This is a genomic window from Pseudomonas sp. LjRoot277 (assembly GCF_964253845.1).
Taxonomy (GTDB): domain Bacteria; phylum Pseudomonadota; class Gammaproteobacteria; order Pseudomonadales; family Pseudomonadaceae; genus Aquipseudomonas.
The window spans coordinates 121,205-140,836 of record NZ_CAXURI020000001.1 but is presented as its reverse complement, the minus strand read 5'-3'; the positions used below and the strand labels follow the sequence as shown (position 1 = coordinate 140,836).

Sequence of the window (19,632 nt, the reverse complement as noted above, 5' to 3'; positions counted from 1 at the left end):
AAACGATGGCATGATTGGTTCCAGCCAATTGAGTGCTGTGAAGAATTCAACACCCATGAAGCCTCCAGAAGGGAGTGTCCTCAATTCAGATAAAAAAAATCGCAACCGTAGGCTGCGATTTTTAATGTTTCCATCACCTGTGGATAACTTATTCCACCGTCACCGACTTCGCCAGGTTGCGCGGCTGGTCAACGTCAGTGCCCTTCAACACAGCAACGTAATACGAGAGCAACTGCAGCGGAATGGTGTAGAGGATCGGCGACAGGATGTCGTGGATGTGCGGCATTTGTACAACATGAGTGCCTTCGCCATTGGTCATGCCAGCTTGTTCGTCTGCGAAGACGATCAGCTCGCCGCCACGGGCGCGGACTTCCTGGAGGTTGGATTTCAACTTCTCCAGCAGCTCGTTGTTCGGTGCCACGGTGACCACTGGCATGTCGTTATCCACAAGCGCCAATGGACCGTGTTTCAACTCGCCGGCCGGATAGGCTTCGGCGTGGATGTAGGAGATTTCCTTGAGCTTGAGAGCGCCTTCCATCGCCACCGGGAATTGCGCGCCACGACCGAGGAACAGGGTGTGGTTTTTCTCGGCGAACAGCTCGGCGATTTTTTCGACGGTACCGTCCATGGCCAGGGCTTCGCCGAGGCGGGTTGGCAGGCGACGCAGCTCTTCAACCAATGTGGCTTCGACGCCTTTGGCCAACGTGCCGTGGACCTGACCCAAGGACAGAGTCAGCAGCAGCAGACCGACCAACTGAGTGGTAAAGGCTTTGGTCGAGGCCACGCCGATTTCGCGGCCGGCCTGGGTCAGCAGAGTCAGATCGGATTCACGCACCAGTGAGCTGATGCCGACGTTGCAAATCGCCAGGCTGGCGAGGTAACCCAACTCTTTGGCGTTACGCAAGGCAGCCAGGGTGTCGGCGGTTTCACCGGACTGGGAAATGGTCACGAATAGCGTGTCGGCCTGCACCACCACCTTGCGGTAGCGGAACTCGCTGGCGACTTCGACCTGGCACGGGATGCCGGCCAGTTCTTCGAGCCAGTAACGGGCAACCATGCCGGCGTGGTAACTGGTGCCGCACGCGACGATCTGCACGTTACGCACTTTGGCGAACAGCTCGGCAGCCTGTGGACCGAACGCTTGCACCAGCACTTGATTCTGGCTGATGCGACCTTCCAGGGTGCGCTGCACCACAGCCGGTTGCTCGTGAATTTCCTTGAGCATGAAGTGGCGGAATTCGCCCTTGTCGGCGGCTTCGGCGCCATCGCGGTACTGCACCGACTCACGTTCGACGACTTGGCCGCTAACGTCCCAGATCTTCACGCTGTCACGGCGAATTTCGGCGATATCGCCTTCTTCCAGGTACATGAAGCGGTCAGTGACCTGGCGCAGGGCCAGTTGATCGGAAGCCAGGAAGTTTTCACCCATGCCCAAACCGATGACCAGCGGGCTGCCGCTGCGGGCCGCAACCAGACGATCCGGTTGCTTAGCGCTGATGACCGCCAAACCGTATGCACCGTGCAGCTCTTTGACAGTAGCCTTCAGGGCAACGGTCAGATCAGGCAGATCCTTGAGTTTGTGGTTCAACAGGTGAGCAATGACTTCGGTGTCTGTGTCCGAGGTGAACACGTAACCCAAGGCTTTCAGTTGCTCGCGCAGGGCTTCGTGGTTCTCGATGATGCCGTTGTGGACTACCGCCAGATCAGCGGAGAAATGCGGGTGAGCGTTGCGCTCGCTCGGCGCACCGTGAGTGGCCCAGCGGGTGTGGGCGATACCCAGGCGGCCGACCAACGGTTCTTCGGCCAGCGCCAGTTCCAATTCACTGACCTTGCCCTGGCGACGCAGGCGCTCAAGCTTTTGGTCATTGGTGTAGACCGCTACACCTGCACTGTCATAGCCACGGTATTCCAGGCGTTTCAGGCCTTCGAGCAGGATGGCGGTGATATTACGTTCTGCGACTGCGCCGACAATTCCACACATGCTATTTCTCCTGATTGACAGCCGCGAGGATCAAGTTGATTCCGCGGGCCTGAATCTGATCCCGTGCCTCAAGCGGCAGGCGATCATCGGTAATAAGGGTATGGACGCTGCTCCAGGGCAGCTCCAGGTTGGGAATCTTGCGGCCGATCTTGTCGGCCTCCACCATGACAACCACTTCCCGGGCGACTTCAGCCATGACTCGGCTCAGCCCCAGCAGTTCGTTGAAGGTGGTGGTACCGCGAACCAGGTCGATGCCGTCGGCACCGATGAACAACTGGTCGAAATCGTAAGAGCGTAGTACTTGCTCGGCCACCTGCCCCTGAAAGGACTCGGAATGCGGGTCCCAGGTGCCGCCGGTCATCAACAGCACCGGCTCATGCTCAAGTTCGCTCAAGGCATTGGCGACATGCAGCGAGTTGGTCATCACGACCAGGCCCGGCTGCTGGCCGAGTTCCGGAATCATCGCCGCCGTGGTGCTGCCGCTGTCAATGATGATCCGCGCATGCTCGCGAATCCGCGTAACGGCGGCGCGAGCGATGGCCTGCTTGTATTTGGACACCGGCTGACCAAGGTCGGCCACCAACTCTTGAGGCAGGGTGATCGCTCCGCCATAACGGCGCAGCAGCAAACCATTGGTCTCAAGCGCCGCGAGATCCTTGCGGATCGTAACTTCAGACGTTTCGAAGCGCTTGGCCAGCTCATCCACACTGACTTCGCCCTGCACATTGAGCAAGGCGAGGATGTTGTGACGGCGTTGAGGCGTATTGCGTTTCGACATGGCTTAGTAAGTTTCGATTCGAAAGATAACGGAAGCAATCAAAACCTATTGGCGAAACTTCGTCAAGCGTGGGGCGATAAAAAGCCCTGTGGATAACAAAAAAAGATCGCAGCCTGCGGCCGCTCACAAATGGGTTTTTTGTTCACCCTGTAGGAGCTGCCGCAGGCTGCGATCTTTTGATCTTCAAGAACTGTGGATAACTCAGCTCTTCTTGATTTTCTCAGGCCGCTTCCAGCCATCGATATTCTTCTGTCGCGCACGGCCCACGGCCAACTGCGCGTTATCCACATTCTGCGTAATGGTCGAACCCGCCGCCGTGGTCGCACCCGAAGAGATATCCACAGGCGCAACCAACGAGTTGTTGGAACCGATGAACACATCTTCACCCAGCACGGTTTTCCACTTATTGGCGCCGTCGTAGTTGCAGGTAATGGTGCCCGCGCCGATGTTGGTACGCGCGCCGATCTCGGCATCACCCAGATAGGTCAGATGACCGGCCTTGGCGCCCTCGCCGAGATGAGCGTTTTTCAACTCAACAAAGTTACCCACATGGGCGCGTGCTTCCAGCACAGTGCCTGGACGCAAACGAGCGAACGGGCCGGCATCGCTGCCTTCGCCGAGAACCGCGCCTTCTATATGGCTGTTGGCCTTGATCACCACACCTTTGCGCAAGGTACTGTCCTTGATCACGCAGTTCGGGCCGATTACCACGTCGTCCTCGATAACGACCTTGCCTTCGAGGATCACGTTGATGTCGATCAGCACGTCGCGGCCGACAGTGATTTCACCGCGCACATCAAAACGAGCCGGGTCACGCAGGGTCACGCCTTGAGCCATCAAACGACGGCCGGCGCGCAGCTGATAATGACGCTCAAGCTCGGAAAGCTGCTTGCGGTCGTTAGCGCCCTGCACTTCCATGGCGTCATGCGGTTGCTCGGTGGCCACCACCAGACCGTCGCTGACTGCCATGGCGATTACGTCGGTCAGGTAGTACTCGCCCTGGGCGTTGTTGTTCGATAGACGGCTCATCCAGCCAGCCAATTGCGCGAACGGCAGCGCCAGAATGCCGGTGTTGCCTTCAGTGATCGCTCGTTCGGCTTCGTTGGCGTCTTTCTGCTCGACGATGGCAGTTACTTTGCCGTCGGCGTTGCGGACGATGCGGCCATAGCCGGTCGGGTCGTCCAGTTCTACTGTCAACAAACCCAGTTGCTGCGGCGCTACTTGCTTGAGCAGACGCTGCAGAGTCTCGACTTCGATCAATGGCACGTCACCATAAAGAATCAGGACGGTGTCGGACTCAATGAAAGGCACCGCTTGAGCAACGGCGTGGCCAGTCCCAAGCTGCTTGTCCTGCAAGACGAAATTCAGATCATCAGCCGCCAGACGTTCGCGCACTGCATCGGCACCATGACCGATGACTACGTGGATGCGCTGTGGATCAAGTTGCCGGGCGCTGTGGATAACATGGCCGAGCATCGAGTTGCCGGCAATCGGATGCAGAACTTTCGGCAGTGCCGAACGCATGCGAGTGCCTTGACCAGCAGCGAGGATAACGATTTCTAAAGACATGACTGGCTACCAATCCTGGGTGGTCGGCGGCTGCGACCAGGTAATGAATATCGGAAAAGAAAAAAGGGTAGCCGAGGCTACCCTTTTTAATCAATCGCACAACAAGCGGTGGCCTATTAGTGGCCGAACTTCTTGCGGATCTGCTGGACGGTGCGCAGCTGAGCTGCGGCCTCGGCCAGACGTGCGGCAGCAGAACCGTAATCGAATTCTGCACCACGGTCATGCAAGGCCTTCTCGGCAGCCTTAACGGCTTCCTGAGCGGAGGCTTCGTCCAGGTCGGCAGCACGTTGCACAGTGTCGGCAAGTACCTTGACCATGTTCGGCTGAACCTCGAGGAAACCGCCAGAGATGTAATACACCTCCTCTTCCCCGCCCTGCTTGATCAGGCGGATCGGGCCCGGCTTGAGATTAGTGATCAGCGGCGCGTGACCCAGAGCGATACCAAGATCACCCAGTGCACCGTGCGCAACCACCATCTCGACCAGGCCGGAGAAGATTTCCCCTTCCGCGCTGACGATATCGCAATGGACTGTCATAGCCATCTGATTGCCTCAACCTAAATTAGCGCCCGTTGCCGGGCGCCGGGATTACAGTTTCTTGGCTTTCTCGATCGCTTCTTCGATGCCGCCGACCATGTAGAACGCTTGTTCTGGCAGGTGGTCGTAGTCACCGTTGAGGATGCCTTTGAAGCCAGCAATGGTGTCTTTCAGGGAAACGTATTTACCCGAAGCACCGGTGAAGACTTCAGCCACGAAGAACGGCTGCGACAAGAAACGCTGGATCTTACGAGCACGGTTTACCAACTGCTTGTCGGCTTCCGACAGCTCGTCCATACCCAGGATCGCAATGATGTCCTTCAGTTCTTTGTAACGTTGCAGAACATACTGTACGCCGCGAGCGGTGTCGTAGTGGTCCTGGCCGATTACGTTCGGGTCCAGCTGGCGCGAAGTCGAGTCGAGTGGATCGACCGCTGGGTAGATACCCAGGGAAGCGATGTCACGGGACAGAACGACGGTGGCGTCCAAGTGGGCGAAAGTGGTCGCTGGCGACGGGTCAGTCAAGTCATCCGCAGGTACGTATACCGCTTGGATCGAGGTGATCGAGCCGTTTTTGGTCGAAGTGATACGCTCTTGCAGAGTACCCATCTCTTCGGCCAGGGTCGGCTGGTAACCTACTGCGGAAGGCATACGGCCCAGCAGTGCGGATACTTCAGTACCGGCCAGGGTGTAACGATAGATGTTGTCGACGAACAGCAGAACGTCGTTACCTTCGTCACGGAACTTCTCGGCCATGGTCAGGCCGGTCAGTGCTACGCGCAGACGGTTACCCGGCGGCTCGTTCATCTGACCGTAAACCAATGCCACTTTGTCCAGAACGTTGGAATCCTTCATCTCGTGGTAGAAGTCGTTACCCTCACGAGTACGCTCACCCACACCGGCGAACACGGAATAACCGCTGTGCTCGATGGCGATGTTACGGATCAGTTCCATCATGTTTACGGTTTTGCCTACACCGGCACCACCGAACAGACCGACTTTACCACCCTTGGCGAACGGGCAAACCAGGTCGATAACCTTGATGCCGGTTTCCAGCAGGTCGTTGCCGCCAGCTTGTTCAGCGAAGGTTGGCGCAGGACGGTGAATGCCCCAGCGCTCTTCGGTGTCAATCGGGCCAGCTTCGTCGATCGGGTTGCCCAGAACGTCCATGATCCGGCCCAGGGTGGCTTTACCGACCGGTACGGAGATGGCTGCGCCAGAGTCCTTGACTTCCAGACCGCGCTTCAAGCCTTCGGTGGAACCCATCGCAATGGTACGAACCACGCCGTCGCCCAGCTGTTGCTGAACTTCCAGAGTGGTCCCTGCCGCGCTTTGTACCAACAGCGCGTTATAGATGCTCGGTACGCTGTCGCGTGGAAATTCCACGTCGATAACGGCGCCGATGATTTGAACGATACGTCCGCTACTCATAGCTGGATCCTCTGAATATTTGAACCGTTAAACCGCGGCAGCGCCGCCGACGATTTCCGAGATCTCTTGGGTGATCGCAGCCTGACGCGCCTTGTTGTAGACCAGCTGCAAATCGCTGATCAAATCACCGGCGTTGTCGGTAGCGTTCTTCATCGCGATCATCCGCGCAGCTTGTTCAGCCGCGTTGTTCTCGACCACCGCCTGGTAGACCTGCGACTCGACGTAACGGACCATCAAGCCGTCAAGCAGCTCTTTGGCATCCGGTTCGTAGAGATAGTCCCAGTGGTGCTTGAGCGATTGATCCGGGGTTGCCTCCAGTGGAATCAACTGCTCCACAGTAGGCTGTTGCGTCATGGTGTTGATGAACTTGTTGGACACCACGGACAGGCGATCAATACGGCCGTCCAGGTAGGCATCCAGCATCACCTTGACGCTGCCAATCAGATCATTGATCGACGGCTCTTCACCCAGGTGGCTGATAGCTGCAACGACGTTACCGCCGAAGTTGCGGAAGAAAGCCGCACCCTTGCTACCAACAACACACAGATCGATCTCGACGCCGTTTTCGCGGTTTACCGCCATGTCCTTGACCAGGGCCTTGAACAGGTTGGTGTTCAAGCCACCACACAGACCACGGTCACTGCTCACTACGACATAACCGACGCGCTTGATTTCACGCTCGATCATGAAGGGGTGGCGATATTCCGGGTTGGCGTTGGCCAAATGACCAATAACCTGGCGGATGCGCTCCGCGTAAGGACGGCTAGCAGCCATGCGCATTTGTGCCTTGCGCATTTTACTGACCGCCACTTTTTCCATGGCGCTGGTAATCTTTTGCGTGCTTTTGATGCTCGCAATCTTACTGCGAATCTCTTTTGCGCCTGCCATGTAACACCTATCAGGTTAGCAAGCGGGAGCCTTGCGGCTCCCGCTGCGGCTTACCAGGTTTGGGTGGCCTTGAACTTCTCGATACCGGCTTTCATGCCAGCGTCGATTTCGTCATTGAAGTCACCCTTCACGTTGATCTTCGCCATCAATTCGGCGTGATCGCGGTTGAAGAAAGCAATCAGCGCTTGTTCGAAGCTGCCGATCTTGGCGATTTCAACGTCAGTCAGGAACCCACGCTCAGCGGCATACAGCGACAGCGCCATGTCAGCGATCGACATTGGTGCGTATTGCTTCTGCTTCATCAGCTCGGTAACGCGCTGACCATGCTCAAGTTGCTTACGGGTCGCTTCGTCCAGGTCAGAAGCGAACTGGGCGAATGCCGCCAGTTCACGGTACTGAGCCAGAGCGGTACGGATACCACCGGAGAGCTTCTTGATGATCTTGGTCTGAGCGGCACCACCCACACGGGATACCGAAACACCGGCGTTCACAGCAGGACGGATCCCGGAGTTGAACATGGCCGATTCCAGGAAGATCTGACCGTCGGTGATGGAAATCACGTTGGTCGGAACGAACGCGGAAACGTCGCCAGCCTGGGTTTCGATGATCGGCAGTGCGGTCAGGGAACCGGTTTTGCCGGTCACTGCGCCGTTGGTGAACTTCTCTACGTATTCTTCCGAAACGCGGGATGCGCGCTCCAGCAGACGGGAGTGGAGATAGAACACGTCGCCTGGGTAAGCTTCACGGCCTGGTGGACGGCGCAGCAGCAGGGAAATCTGGCGGTAAGCCACTGCTTGCTTGGACAGATCGTCATAAACGATCAGCGCGTCTTCACCGCGGTCGCGGAAGAATTCACCCATGGTGCAACCGGAGTACGGTGCCAGGAACTGCAGTGCTGCAGATTCCGAAGCGCTCGCGGCAACGACGATGGTGTTAGCCAGTGCGCCGTTTTCTTCCAGCTTGCGAACCACGTTAGCGATGGTCGATTGTTTCTGACCGATCGCTACGTAGACGCAGAAAATACCGCTGTTTTTCTGGTTGATGATCGCGTCGATCGCCAGAGCGGTTTTACCGATCTGACGGTCACCGATGATCAGCTCACGCTGGCCACGGCCGACAGGAATCATGGCATCGACAGCCTTGTAGCCAGTCTGTACAGGCTGGTCTACCGACTTACGCCAGATCACGCCTGGAGCAACTTTCTCGACCGCATCGGTCTCGGTGTTGTTTAGCGGACCTTTGCCGTCAACTGGGTTACCCAGTGCGTCGACTACGCGACCCAGCAGTTCCTTACCAACCGGAACTTCGAGGATGCGGCCAGTGCACTTGGCGCTCATGCCTTCAGCCAGAGACTGGTAAGAGCCCAATACAACGGCACCTACGGAGTCTTGCTCCAGGTTGAGAGCCATACCGAAGACGCCGCCCGGAAACTCGATCATCTCGCCGTACATTACGTCGGCCAGACCGTGAATCCGCACGATACCGTCAGATACGCTGACGACAGTGCCTTCGTTACGGGCTTGGGAGGTCACATCGAGCTTGTCGATGCGGCCCTTGATAATTTCACTTATTTCGGAAGGATTGAGTTGCTGCATTGCTCTGCTGCCCCTTCAAACTCAAGATTTCAATGCTTCGGCAAGGTTCGCGAGTTTGCCGCGAACCGAGCCATCGATTACCAGGTCGCCGGCGCGGATGACAATGCCCCCAATAAGGGATTTGTCTTCCTCGACTTGCAGGCGCACTTCCCGGTTGAGTCGTGCACTGAGAACCTTGGCGAGTTTGTCTTGCTGTTCTTGGTTCAATGCAAAAGCACTGGTGACTTCAACGTCTACCGATTTCTCTTGTTCGGCCTTGTACAGGTCAAACAGAGCGGCAATCTCCGGCAACAGCGGGAGACGGTCGTTTTCGGCAACGACGTTAATGAAGTTCTGTGCCTTCACATCAAACTTGTCGCCGCACACGTCAATAAACGTGGCGGCCTTGTCTGCGCTCGTCAGTCGCGGGGCCTTGAGCACGCGCTGCATGGTGTCGTCTTGCGACACTGCTGCAGCCAGGCCGAGCATGGCTGACCAAGAGGCCAGTTGCTGGTGGGCCTGGGCGTGCTCGAAGGCTGCCTTAGCGTAAGGTCGGGCCAACGTGGTCAATTCTGCCATGATCGCCCTCGCTTAAATTTCAGCAGCCAGTTTGTTTACCAGCTCCGCGTGCGCGTTTTGATCGATTGTGGCACCCAGGATCTTCTCGGCGCCGCCAACGGCCAGAGCACCCAATTGGGCACGCAGCGCGTCTTTGACACTGTTCAGTTCCTGCTCGATCTCGGCCTGAGCCTGAACCTTCACACGGTCAGCGTCGATACGGGCTTTTTCAACAGCCTCATCGACGATCTGGTTACCGCGTTTCTTGGCTTGCTCAATGATTTCGGCTGCCTGAGCTTTAGCTTCGCGCAGTTGTTGACCCGCTTTATCTTGGGCCAACTCCAGGTCGCGAGCTGCTCGGGCGGCAGCGTCCAGTCCATCCGCGATCTTCTTCTGACGTTCGTGCAAAGCCGCGATGACCGGAGGCCACACGAACTTCATGCAAAACAGTACAAAAATGAAGAACGCAACGGACTGGCCAATCAGGGTTGCATTAATGTTCACGCCAACACCTCGCTCGTTCGTTGCACATCACACCAATTACTCGAAGGTTCGAGTAATTAGCCAGCGAGTTGACCAACGAATGGGTTCGCGAAGGTGAAGAACAGAGCGATACCAACACCGATCATGGTTACGGCGTCGAGCAGACCGGCAACGATGAACATTTTGACTTGCAGCATTGGAACCATCTCTGGCTGACGCGCTGCGCCTTCCAGGAACTTGCCACCCAACAGGCCGAAACCAATTGCGGTACCCAGTGCGCCCAGGCCGATCAACAGTGCAACAGCGATAGCGGTTAGACCAACTACAGTTTCCATCTTTCCTCCCGACTTTTACGTCGTATGGTTTAGGTTTTTTAGATTTTAAAGCGGTAAAACAAATCGTTTCATAGCCCTGTTCGGGCACCCACTCGTTTGACCGAGTGGGACATCAGACTAGTCGAGACTGGTCTTAATGGTTCTCTTCGTGCGCCATCGACAGGTAAACGATGGTCAGCATCATGAAGATAAACGCCTGCAGGGTGATGATCAGGATGTGGAACACAGCCCACGCCCACTGCAGAACTACGCCCAGGCCGCTAAGCCAGAGCAGACCGCTGCCGAACATCACAGCAATCAGAATGAAGACCAGTTCGCCGGCGTACATGTTGCCGAACAGACGCAGTGCCAGGGAGATTGGCTTGGCAACCAGCGTCACGAACTCCAGCAGGAAGTTCACCGGGATCAGCAGGGCTTGAACGAAGATGTTCTTGCTGCCGAAAGGGTGCAGGGTCAGTTCGCCGATGAAGCCGCCGATACCCTTGACCTTGATGCTGTAGAAAATGATCAACGCAAACACCGACAGGGACATACCCAGGGTCGCGTTCGGGTCAGTGGTCGGAACAGCACGGAAGACCAGATGCGGGTCGCCGGTAATGAAGGCAGCCACTTTCGGAATCCAGTCGACCGGAACCAGGTCGACGGCGTTCATCAGGAACACCCAGACAAAAATCGTCAGAGCCAACGGCGCGATCAATGGATTACGGCCGTGAAAGGTATCTTTCACGCTGCTGTCGACGAACTCGATCAGAACCTCGACGAAGTTCTGCAAGCCGCCAGGTTGACCGGAAGTCGCCTTCTTTGCCGCCATGCGGAAAAGAAGAACGAAAATCAGACCCAACGCGACCGACCAGCCGAGAGTATCGACGTGGAAAGCCCAGAAGCCCATTTCTTTGGCTTCTGCTGCGGTGTGGGCAAAACCCCACCCGCCAGTTGGGTGCTGACCGAAGGTCAGGTTCTGCAAGTGGTGCTGGATATAGCCCGAAGCGGTTGTCTCTGCCATGGTTGCCTCAAACGCCCTAAGGTCTCGAAAGTCTTGTTCTCATCAGCAGGGGCGCGAACCAGCTGACCAGTTGGGTCAACACGAAGACGCCGAATACAGCTAGCGGCGCCAATGGCTTCACACCTGCAAACGTCAATGCAAAGAGCACTGCCGTCAAAATTAGTTTGCCCGCCTCGCCAGCATAAAAAGACCGGACGATGGCTTGAGCTGCTCGGGCGCCGGAAAACCGAAATGCCCTGTGAGCGAAATAAACATTGGGTAGCAAGGCTATCAGGCCTCCGCAGAGTCCTGAGTACCCGGCTACGACTCCATGCCAGTACCAAAGCGCCAGAGCGGCCAGTACCAAAACGACAAATTGAGCCAGTAAGACCGGAAAAACTGCCAGGCGATGGAACGGCAAGCGGTTTGGCGTGCGGCTTTCCATCGTTTTGCTCCCCAATGATCGGCTGCCAGAATTCAATAACTTGGCATAATTTGTGCCGACAAAATGCGCGCAGAGTATAGGGGCGGTTCTGCCCCTATTCAACTGTCAGGTAGTGATTTCCGACTGCACGCTACATGAGGAAATGTTTCAGCGAATGTGTGCAAGCACACCTTGAAGCTCATCGAGGGAGTTGTAACCGATCACCAACTGCCCCTTCCCCTTTTTACCGTGGCGAATCTGCACCGCAGAGCCTAGGCGCTCAGCCAGACGCTGTTCGAGTCGAGCGATATCCGGGTCCGGCTTTACCGGTTCAGCAGGTTCCTGTTTACCACTCAACCACTGGCGAACCAGTGCTTCAGTCTGGCGTACAGTCAGCCCCCGTGCGACAACATGTCGCGCCCCTTCAACCTGTTGATTTTCCGGTAAACCGAGCAAAGCACGGGCATGACCCATTTCCAGGTCGCCATGGGACAGCATGGTTTTGATGACTTCCGGCAACGCGATCAAGCGTAGCAGGTTGGCCACGGTCACGCGGGATTTGCCCACGGCTTCGGCCACTTGTTGCTGCGTCAGCTGGAATTCCTGCTGCAAACGCTGCAAGGCCACCGCTTCTTCGATCGGGTTGAGGTCTTCGCGCTGGATGTTCTCGATCAGCGCCATGGCGATCGCGGTTTCATCCGGCACATCGCGAACCATCGCCGGGATGGTTTCCTGGCCAGCCTGCTGGCTGGCGCGCCAGCGGCGTTCACCGGCGATGATTTCGAAGCGACCGCTGCCAATCGGACGAACCACGATCGGCTGCATCACGCCCTGAGCCTTGATCGACTGCGCCAGCTCTTCCAGCGCCTGAGGGTCCATGTCCCGGCGCGGCTGGTACTTGCCGCGCTGGATCAGGTCCAGGGGCAGGTGCTGCAACTCACGCTGATCAGCCTGCACCGCTTGTTCTTCCAGCGAGCTGACAGTCGGACCACTCAGCAGTGCATCCAGTCCACGTCCGAGACCTCGTTTCTTGACGGCCATGGGGATTCCTTAAGTTGCCTGAGCAGCGGCAGTGCGTGAGTTTTTGCGTTGACGACGAACCATCTCGCCCGCCAATGCCAGATAGGCAATGGCGCCCCGCGATGATTTGTCGTACGCCAGCGCCGGCATGCCATAGCTTGGTGCTTCAGCCAGGCGGATGTTGCGCGGAATCACCGTGTCGTAGAGCTGCTCGCCGAAGTGTTCCTTGAGCTGCGCCGAAACATCGTTCATCAGGCTCAGGCGCGGGTCATACATGGTCCGCAACAGGCCTTCGACTTTCAGGTTCGGGTTCAGCAACTCAGCGATGCGCTTGATGTTATCCACAAGGTCGCTCAAGCCTTCGAGCGCGAAGTACTCGCACTGCATGGGGATAATCACCCCATCGGCGGCAACCAAAGCGTTCAGCGTGAGCATCGACAACGACGGTGGACAGTCGATCAAAATGTAATCGTAGTTTTCACGGATCGGCGCCAACGCACTGCGCAGGCGGCTTTCCTTCATCTGCATTTCCAGCAGAACCACTTCGGCCGCGGTCAGGTCGCGGTTGGCCGGCAGCAGTTGGTAACCACCGTGCTCGGAATAGTGCATGGCCTGGGCCAGATCGCATTCGCCGATCAGCAGGTCGTAGACCGAATTTTCCAGGCCGTGTTTATCCACACCGCTACCCATGGTGGCGTTGCCCTGTGGATCGAGATCGATCAACAGCACCCGGCGCTTGGTAGCGACCAGCGATGCTGCGAGGTTGATGCAGGTGGTGGTTTTGCCCACACCGCCCTTTTGGTTCGCTATCGCGAATACCTTAGCCATTCTTGCTTGTGTTCCCAATCATGCCGTGCGGCGCAGTATCAGCAGATGGCGTTGGCCTTGGCAACCGGGTACGGCCAGGGCGTGTTCGCTATCGAGGTGGAAGTCTGCCGGCAATGCTACCAGCTCATCGGCGGGATGAACGCCCTTCATTGCCAGCCAACGTGTTTCGGTGTCGCCGAGGTGGCGAGTCCAGTTGCTGAAGTTCTCCATGCTGCTGAACGCCCGGGAGATGATCCCGTTGAATGGCTGATCAGGCTGGAAAGCTTCGACGCGACTGTGGATAACTTGCAGGTTATCCAGTTTGAGTTCGAGTTTGACCTGGGTCAGGAAGCGGGTTTTCTTGCCGTTGCTGTCCAGGCAGGTCACTTGGGACTCTGGAAACAGGATGGCCAACGGAATACCCGGCATGCCGCCACCGCTGCCGACGTCCAGCCAGCGACCGTTTTCGACGAACGACATCACGCTCAAACTATCGAGCAAGTGACGGGAAACCATTTCATCCGGATCGCGTACGGCAGTCAGGTTGTAAGCCTTGTTCCATTTTATCAACAGGGCCAGATAACCCAGCAGCTGGGCATGCTGGGTTTCTGTCAGCGTGACACCGAGCTGGCGAGCACCTGTGGATAACTCTTCTGCGTGTTGCGAGGTGACCAACGAACTCAAGCGCTTTGCTCCAACTGACGGCCCGCGCCGCGTTTTTTCAAATGAATCATCAACAGCGAAATCGCTGCCGGCGTCACACCCGGGATACGCGACGCCTGGCCCAAAGTCTCTGGACGGGTCGCACCGAGCTTGCTCTGGATCTCTTTGGAGAGACCGGAAATGTTCGTGTAATCGATATCCACAGGCAGTTTTGTGTCTTCGCTGGCCCGCAGCCGTGCGATTTCATCCTGTTGGCGATCGATGTAACCGGCGTATTTGGTCTTGATTTCGACCTGCTCGGCGACTTGTGGATCTTCTGCGCCGCCACCGGTCACGGCGATCAGACCAGCGTAGTCGATTTCTGGACGGCTAAGCAGATTGAGCAAGTTGTATTCGTGGGTCAGCGGCGTGCCGAATTTTTCGGAAATCGCATCGCCTTGCTCGGTGCCCGGGCGAACCCAGGTACTTTTCAGGCGTTGCTCTTCCAGCGTGATGCTTTCGCGTTTAGTGCAGAACGCAGCCCAACGCGCGTCATTCACCAGACCCAGTTCGCGACCTTTTTCGGTCAAGCGCAGGTCGGCGTTGTCTTCGCGCAGGATCAGGCGGTATTCGGCGCGGGACGTGAACATCCGATACGGCTCCTGGGTACCCAGGGTAATCAGGTCGTCGACCAACACTCCGATGTACGCCTCGTCGCGACGCGGGCACCAGGCATCTTTGCCCTGAGCACGCAGCGCGGCGTTGGCCCCGGCCAGCAAACCCTGGGCGCCGGCTTCTTCGTAACCGGTGGTGCCATTGATTTGCCCGGCGAAGAACAGACCGCCGATAACTTTGGTTTCGAGGTTGTACTTCAGGTCACGCGGGTCGAAGTAGTCGTATTCGATGGCATAACCCGGACGAACGATGTGCGCGTTTTCCATGCCGCGGATCGATTGCACGATCTGCAGTTGCACGTCGAACGGCAGGGATGTGGATATCCCGTTCGGGTACAGCTCGTTGGTCGTCAGGCCTTCCGGTTCGATGAAGACCTGATGGCTTTCCTTGTCGGCAAAGCGATGGATCTTGTCTTCGATCGACGGGCAGTAACGCGGGCCGATACCTTCGATCACACCTGCATCGGAATACATCGGCGAACGATCGAGGTTGGCGGCAATGATTTCGTGGGTACGGGCGTTGGTGTGGGTAATCCAGCAGCTGACCTGTTTCGGATGCTGCTCTTTGGAACCCATGAACGACATCACCGGGATCGGTGTATCGCCTGCTTGCTCGGTCATCACCGAAAAATCCACAGATCGGCCGTCGATACGCGGTGGCGTACCGGTTTTCAGGCGACCGACACGCAGTGGCAATTCACGCAGACGGTGAGCCAGGGCAATCGACGGCGGATCACCGGCACGGCCACCGGAAAAATTTTGCATTCCGATGTGGATAAGTCCACCGAGGAAGGTGCCAGTGGTCAACACCACGGAATCCGCGAAGAAACGCAGGCCCATTTGGGTGACAACACCGCGCACTTGTTCCTGCTCGACGATCAGGTCGTCGGCGGCCTGTTGAAATATCCACAGGTTCGGCTGGTTTTCGAGGATTTCGCGGACAGCTGCCTTGTACAGAACCCGATCAGCCTGAGCGCGGGTTGCCCGCACGGCCGGGCCTTTGCGGCTGTTCAATACGCGAAATTGAATACCACCTTTATCGGTAGCCATGGCCATCGCGCCGCCGAGGGCATCGATTTCCTTGACCAGATGGCTTTTGCCGATCCCACCGATAGCGGGGTTGCAACTCATGGCACCGAGGGTTTCCACGTTATGCGTCAGCAACAGGGTTTTTGCACCCATACGTGCTGAGGCCAGTGCTGCCTCGGTACCGGCATGACCGCCGCCGATGACGATCACTTCAAAACGGGAAGGGAAATCCACCACGCACCTCGTGCCTGCTTCAGTTAGGTAATCAGGAATAGTTTGAGCTCAGGTTTTTGGACCTGGTCGGCAAGTATAGGGACTTCGCCCTTCCTAAAGAACCCTTTGCACAAAATTTAACCAGCTGTGGAGAAGTCGCGGTTATAGAAATTAAAAAGAAAGAAATTTATTAAATCTTTGTTTTTATGTTTATTTCTACTGAGCCACATTTCTGTGGATAGATCTCTACAGACCTTTATATTCAATATGTACAGAGATTCAAAACCCTGTGGTCATGTGCCAAGGAGGCCCTTGGATAACCGGTTTAAGCCTGTGGATTAAAGGGGTGCTTATCCACAGGGGCGGTTATCTTCAGTTTTGAGGCCCTGTTATCAACTGCCCTTAGTGGCAGTTATTCACAGGGCTTAATCCACAGAAAAACGCCGAATAAGCAAATCCCGGGCACGGAAAATCCGCCCAAGCAGAAAGAATCTGCTCAGCACTGGAAGAGAATTCGAGAAAAGGAGGGAACAGACAGGCACGAATGGCCTGTCTGTGGACAACGGGGAAGATTATTTACCGATACAGAAGCTGGAAAAGATCCGTCCCAGCAAGTCATCGGAGCTGAATGCACCGGTGATTTCACCCAAAGCGTGTTGGGCTTGTCGCAAATCCTCGGCTAAAAGTTCACCGGCTCCCGCCAGGGTCAGCTGTGCACGGCCGTGCTCAAGGGAAGCACTGGCGTGACGCAACGCTTCAAGGTGACGCCTGCGAGCACTGAAGCTGCTTTCCGAGGTCTGTTCGTAACCCATGCAGGCCTTGAGATGGTCACGCAGCAATTCCAGCCCTTCACCTGCAGATTTGGCGCTCAGGCTGATGGTGACGTGGCCATCTTCGCTGACTTCCAGTGCAATGGCTTCGCCCGTGAGGTCTGCCTTGTTACGGATCAGCGTGACTTTTGCCGGATCGGGACGGATTTCCAGAAATTCAGGCCATAACGCGAACGGATCAAGTGCCTCAGGAGCGGTTGCATCGACCACCAACAGGACTCGATCAGCCTCGCCGATGGCTTTCAGCGCCCGTTCGACACCGATTTTTTCTACCTGGTCGTCGGTATCTCGCAGACCTGCGGTGTCGACCACGTGCAGCGGCATACCATCAATGTGGATATGTTCACGAAGAATGTCCCGGGTGGTGCCGGCGATCTCGGTGACGATCGCGGCTTCACGACCGGCCAGTGCATTCAACAGGCTGGATTTACCGGCATTCGGCCGGCCGGCGATCACCACGGTCATCCCGTCACGCAGCAAGGCACCCTGCCCGGCTTCTCGTAGTACGGTGGATAACTCGTCACGCACTTTGTCGAGCATGCTCAGTACATGACCATCGGCGAGGAAGTCGATTTCTTCTTCAGGGAAGTCGATCGCCGCTTCGACATAGATGCGCAGGCCAATCAGTTGCTCGGTGAGGTTATGCACACGCTCGGAAAATGCGCCCTGCAAGGAACGCAGGGCATTTCGTGCAGCCTGTGCAGAACTCGCCTCGATCAAGTCGGCAATCGCCTCGGCCTGAGCCAGGTCGAGTTTGTCATTGAGGAACGCGCGCTCGCTGAATTCACCCGGCCGGGCCAACCGACAGCCCAATTCCAGGCAACGCTTGAGCAGCATATCCAGAACAATCGGACCGCCGTGGCCCTGGAGCTCCAGCACATCTTCGCCGGTGAACGAGTTCGGGCCCGGAAAATATAAGGCGATACCTTGATCCAGCACCTCATCGTTTTCACTGAGGAACGGGCCATAGTGGGCATACCTTGGCTTGAGCTCACGACCGCTGAAGGCTTTGGCCGCAACACTCGCCAGCGGCCCGGAAATACGGACGATGCCCACACCGCCGCGACCTTGAGCGGTGGCGACGGCGGCGATGGTTTCACGAGGAACGCTCATAAACCGTTATCCAGACAAAAGTGACAGATAGCAAAACGCCCCACTAGGGGGCGTTTTGAGTGGTTATCCACAGTGTAAATCAGGCAGCTGCTTTGGTAGCTGCTTCGATCTTACGAGTGATGTACCACTGTTGGGCGATCGACAGGCAGTTGTTCACTACCCAGTACAGCACCAGACCAGCCGGGAACCACAGGAAGAAGAAGGTGAAGATGATTGGCATCAGCTTCATCACCTTGGCCTGCATCGGATCCGGAGGAGTCGGGTTCAGCTGCTGCTGGATGAACATGGTTGCACCCATGATGATCGGCAGAATGAAGAACGGATCCTTGATCGACAGGTCAGTAATCCACAGCATGAACGGCGCTTGGCGCATTTCAACGCTTTCCAGCAGAACCCAGTACAGCGAAAGGAAAACCGGCATCTGCACGAGGATTGGCAAGCAACCACCCAGCGGATTGATCTTCTCTTTCTTGTACAGCTCCATCATGGATTGCGACATTTTCTGCCGGTCGTCGCCATGTTGCTCTTTCAGCGCCGCCAGTTTCGGTGCCACTGCACGCATGCGCGCCATGGATTTGTAGCTGGCAGCCGACAGCGGGAAGAAGATCCCTTTGATCAGCATGGTCAGGAAGATGATCGACCAGCCCCAGTTACCGACCAGCGCGTGGATGTGTTGCAGCAACCAGAAGATTGGCTGGGCAATGAACCACAGAATGCCGTAGTCGACGGTCAGTTCCAGACCTGGGGACAACTCTTTCAGCACGGCCTGGCTTTTCGGACCTGCGTATAGAACGGCGCTGGTCTCGGCTTTTGCACCTGGTGCGACAGTCATTGCCGGAGCGGTGTAGCCGATGATGTAGTTGCCTTTGCTGTCTTTACGGGTCTGGACGAGGTTGTTCTCGCCTTTCGCCGGAATCCACGCGGTCACGAAGTAGTGCTGCAACCATGCAACCCAACCACCGTTAACGGTTTCTTTCAGCTGAGCCTTGTCCATGTCCTTCATGGACACTTTCTTGTACGGCTCGTTACTTGTCCACAGGGCAGCGCCCAGGTAAGTCGCGGTGCCGGTGGCGGTGCTGGAAGAAGGATCGGAGCTGGCGTCACGCTTCAATTGCGCGAACATTGCACCGGACCAGGGTTTGGCACTCTGGTTATCGATCAGGTAGGAAACGGTTACGTCATACAGGCCACGTTTCAGGGTGAAACGCTTGATGTAGTTGACGCCGTCCTTGCTGAACTTCAGGTCTGCGACCAATTGGTCCTGACCGTCAGCCAGTTGGTAAACCTTCTTCTCCGAGGAGTAAACCGGACGACCGGCAGGACTTGCGTCCGGACCATCGGTGCCGATCAAACCGCTTTGAGCCAGATAAGTCCGCTCGTTGCCGTTATCGAACAACTGGAATGGAATTTCCGGATGGTCCTGGCGACGTGGATACAGCGGCAGCGTCAACTGGGCAACATCGCCACCTTGTGGATCGATTGCCAGGTTGAGCACATCCGTTTTGATCTGGATGAGGTCTTTGCTTGCAGCTACTGGTGTTTCAGCAGGTGCAGTTGCACTGGTATCGCTTGCGGCGCGTGGAATGTCGTCACTGACAGAAGCATTATTGCCAGTCGCCGTATCCGGTAGGCCCGGTGCGGTAGTACTGGAAGCAACATTCTGAGTCGGCAGGGCAGCCTGGCCATAGTCCTGGTTCCATTTAAGAACCATAACGTAGGACACGATTGCCAGGGCGACGATCAGGATCGTGCGTTTGATATCCAT

The 19,632-nt window shown here is 56.7% G+C and carries 18 protein-coding genes; all 18 read right to left on the bottom strand.

Translation table 11 applies throughout. The features are described from left to right. Window positions 1-148: 148 nt before the first annotated feature. The 18 genes from glmS to yidC all read right to left on the bottom strand — a co-directional run bounded on the left by glmS (window position 149) and on the right by yidC (window position 19,632). Window positions 149-1,981, bottom strand: coding sequence for a glutamine--fructose-6-phosphate transaminase (isomerizing) (glmS, locus tag ACSQ87_RS00685; protein WP_436273153.1), 1,833 nt, complete (start codon window positions 1,979-1,981; stop codon window positions 149-151). Window position 1,982: 1 nt separating this feature from the next. Then, window positions 1,983-2,759 (bottom strand): DeoR/GlpR family DNA-binding transcription regulator, encoded by a 777-nt coding sequence (locus ACSQ87_RS00680; protein WP_223431350.1) that lies wholly within the window; start codon window positions 2,757-2,759, stop codon window positions 1,983-1,985. 201 nt (window positions 2,760-2,960) lie between these two features. Next, window positions 2,961-4,328: a bifunctional UDP-N-acetylglucosamine diphosphorylase/glucosamine-1-phosphate N-acetyltransferase GlmU gene (gene glmU, locus ACSQ87_RS00675; protein WP_223431351.1), complete on the bottom strand. Its 1,368-nt coding sequence runs from the start codon at window positions 4,326-4,328 to the stop codon at window positions 2,961-2,963. 116 nt (window positions 4,329-4,444) lie between these two features. Further along, window positions 4,445-4,870: a F0F1 ATP synthase subunit epsilon gene (locus tag ACSQ87_RS00670; protein WP_008155716.1), complete on the bottom strand. Its 426-nt coding sequence runs from the start codon at window positions 4,868-4,870 to the stop codon at window positions 4,445-4,447. A 45-nt stretch (window positions 4,871-4,915) separates the two neighbouring features. Beyond that, window positions 4,916-6,295, bottom strand: a complete 1,380-nt coding sequence (gene atpD, locus ACSQ87_RS00665) for a F0F1 ATP synthase subunit beta (protein WP_033059678.1) — start codon at window positions 6,293-6,295, stop codon at window positions 4,916-4,918. 27 nt (window positions 6,296-6,322) lie between these two features. Continuing rightward, a complete protein-coding gene (atpG, locus tag ACSQ87_RS00660; RefSeq protein WP_033059680.1) occupies window positions 6,323-7,183 on the bottom strand; it encodes a F0F1 ATP synthase subunit gamma in 861 nt (286 codons plus the stop codon). Between the two features lie 50 nt (window positions 7,184-7,233). Further along, a complete protein-coding gene (atpA, locus tag ACSQ87_RS00655) occupies window positions 7,234-8,778 on the bottom strand; it encodes a F0F1 ATP synthase subunit alpha (RefSeq protein WP_033059681.1) in 1,545 nt (514 codons plus the stop codon). Window positions 8,779-8,799: 21 nt separating this feature from the next. Continuing rightward, on the bottom strand, window positions 8,800-9,336 hold the full coding sequence (locus ACSQ87_RS00650; RefSeq protein ID WP_008155712.1) for a F0F1 ATP synthase subunit delta: 537 nt from the start codon (window positions 9,334-9,336) through the stop codon (window positions 8,800-8,802). Between the two features lie 12 nt (window positions 9,337-9,348). After that, window positions 9,349-9,819 (bottom strand): F0F1 ATP synthase subunit B, encoded by a 471-nt coding sequence (locus ACSQ87_RS00645; protein ID WP_150657769.1) that lies wholly within the window; start codon window positions 9,817-9,819, stop codon window positions 9,349-9,351. Between the two features lie 56 nt (window positions 9,820-9,875). After that, a complete protein-coding gene (gene atpE / locus ACSQ87_RS00640; RefSeq protein ID WP_002555987.1) occupies window positions 9,876-10,133 on the bottom strand; it encodes a F0F1 ATP synthase subunit C in 258 nt (85 codons plus the stop codon). A 133-nt stretch (window positions 10,134-10,266) separates the two neighbouring features. Beyond that, window positions 10,267-11,136 carry a F0F1 ATP synthase subunit A gene (gene atpB / locus ACSQ87_RS00635; RefSeq protein WP_223431352.1) on the bottom strand — a complete coding sequence of 290 codons (870 nt, stop codon included), beginning with the start codon at window positions 11,134-11,136 and terminating at the stop codon, window positions 10,267-10,269. A gap of 16 nt (window positions 11,137-11,152) precedes the next feature. After that, the gene (locus ACSQ87_RS00630; RefSeq protein ID WP_007948092.1) at window positions 11,153-11,560 is read right to left on the bottom strand and encodes a F0F1 ATP synthase subunit I; all 408 of its coding nucleotides are present in this window, start codon (window positions 11,558-11,560) and stop codon (window positions 11,153-11,155) included. A 147-nt stretch (window positions 11,561-11,707) separates the two neighbouring features. Then, window positions 11,708-12,580, bottom strand: a complete 873-nt coding sequence (locus ACSQ87_RS00625) for a ParB/RepB/Spo0J family partition protein (protein ID WP_008027541.1) — start codon at window positions 12,578-12,580, stop codon at window positions 11,708-11,710. A 9-nt stretch (window positions 12,581-12,589) separates the two neighbouring features. Then, window positions 12,590-13,387: a ParA family protein gene (locus ACSQ87_RS00620; RefSeq protein WP_008155709.1), complete on the bottom strand. Its 798-nt coding sequence runs from the start codon at window positions 13,385-13,387 to the stop codon at window positions 12,590-12,592. A gap of 18 nt (window positions 13,388-13,405) precedes the next feature. Continuing rightward, the gene (rsmG, locus tag ACSQ87_RS00615; RefSeq protein ID WP_033059687.1) at window positions 13,406-14,050 is read right to left on the bottom strand and encodes a 16S rRNA (guanine(527)-N(7))-methyltransferase RsmG; all 645 of its coding nucleotides are present in this window, start codon (window positions 14,048-14,050) and stop codon (window positions 13,406-13,408) included. After that, complete coding sequence (mnmG, locus tag ACSQ87_RS00610; RefSeq protein WP_436273152.1) at window positions 14,047-15,945, bottom strand: tRNA uridine-5-carboxymethylaminomethyl(34) synthesis enzyme MnmG; 1,899 nt, start codon at window positions 15,943-15,945, stop codon at window positions 14,047-14,049. Before mnmG ends, rsmG begins: the two co-directional genes overlap by 4 nt. A gap of 551 nt (window positions 15,946-16,496) precedes the next feature. After that, window positions 16,497-17,867 (bottom strand): tRNA uridine-5-carboxymethylaminomethyl(34) synthesis GTPase MnmE, encoded by a 1,371-nt coding sequence (gene mnmE / locus ACSQ87_RS00605; protein ID WP_150657771.1) that lies wholly within the window; start codon window positions 17,865-17,867, stop codon window positions 16,497-16,499. A 79-nt stretch (window positions 17,868-17,946) separates the two neighbouring features. Beyond that, on the bottom strand, window positions 17,947-19,632 hold the full coding sequence (yidC, locus tag ACSQ87_RS00600; RefSeq protein ID WP_150657772.1) for a membrane protein insertase YidC: 1,686 nt from the start codon (window positions 19,630-19,632) through the stop codon (window positions 17,947-17,949).